Origin of the sequence: Mycobacterium colombiense, from assembly GCF_001672755.1 — a bacterium.
In the GTDB taxonomy this organism is placed as follows: Bacteria; Actinomycetota; Actinomycetes; order Mycobacteriales; family Mycobacteriaceae; genus Mycobacterium; species Mycobacterium colombiense_C.
The window spans coordinates 1-1,141 of the sequence record NZ_LZKI01000082.1; the positions used below are offsets into that span (position 1 = coordinate 1).

Here is a 1,141-nt window from a genome sequence, read left to right on the forward strand (position 1 = left end):
TGCCCATCTCGACGATCTCGTTCGGGACCAAGGGCGGCGAGATCGAGATGGACGGGCAGCGCATCGCCGTCCCGGTCTCGACCGACCAGATGAAGATGGTCGCCAAGCTGTCCGGCGGGCAGTCCTACACCGCCACCAGCCTGGGTGAGCTCGAAAAGAGCTACAACGCCATCGAGAACGAGATCGGCTATCGCACCGTGCCGGGGCCGGGCAGCGCCGGCTGGCTGCGCCTCGGCGTGCTGACCGCCCTGATCGCGACGGCGCTGGCGCTGCTGATCAACCGGCGCCTGCCCAGCTGAGCGCTCAGGCGGGCAGCCTGCGGTTCAGCAGCAGACCGGCCAAGACGGCGCCGGCCATGACGAAGGCGCCGAGCAGCATCCAGGCCAGGCTCGCGTCGCCCTTCACGGTTTCGTAGCCGATCTGGCGCTGCAGCGTCGAGTACACGTTCTTCAGCGAGTCCAGGCTGTCGGCGTGGAACGACTGACCATCGGTGATCTCGCAGATCTTCTGCAGGGTCTGGTCGTCGACCGGGACCGGGATGGTGGCGCCCTCGTAGTCGACGGTGCCGTACGGGGTGCCGAACGAGATCGTCGAGATCTGCACGCCCTCGGCCTTGGCGGCGCGGGCCGCGGTGAACGCCCCCTGCGGCGCGTTGGGATTGGAGGGCTTGTTCTCACCGCCGTCGGAGAGCAGCACGATGCGGGCCGGTGGCGGTTTGTCGCCGCCGGCGACGGCCGTGGCGCTGATCGCATGCAGGGCGGTGAAGATCGCCTCGCCGGTGGCGGTGCTGTCGGCGAAATCCAGCTTCTTCAGCGCGTCGATGGTGGCCTGGTGCTGCGGGGTCGGCGGCACCAGCAGATAGGGCGTGCCGGCGAATCCGACCAGCCCGAGGTTGATGCCGGGCGTGAGCTGGCCGGCGAACTGCGTGGCGGCCTGTTCGGCGGCCTTGAGCCGGTTGGGCTCGACGTCGGTCGCCCGCATGGACTGCGACATGTCGATCACCAGCATCACGACCGCGCGGTTGCGCGGGATGCGCATGTCGTGGGTGGGGGTGGCCAGCGCGATGGTCAACAGCGCCAGGCACAGCAGCGACACCGCGATCGGGAGGTGCCGCCACGGCGATTGCGCCACGGGGGTGTCG

At 69.3% G+C, this 1,141-nt stretch carries 1 protein-coding gene and 1 pseudogene; one reads left to right on the forward strand and one right to left on the reverse strand.

Annotation, left to right across the window (positions count from 1 at the left end):
- Positions 1 to 299: pseudogene (locus A5708_RS12990) on the forward strand (hypothetical protein); the annotation flags it as partial.
- Positions 300 to 303: 4 nt separating this feature from the next.
- On the opposite strand, the gene A5708_RS12995 reads toward A5708_RS12990, so the two are convergent.
- A partial coding sequence (locus A5708_RS12995) for a VWA domain-containing protein (protein ID WP_065029027.1) occupies positions 304 to 1,141 on the reverse strand: 838 nt, incomplete at its 5' end.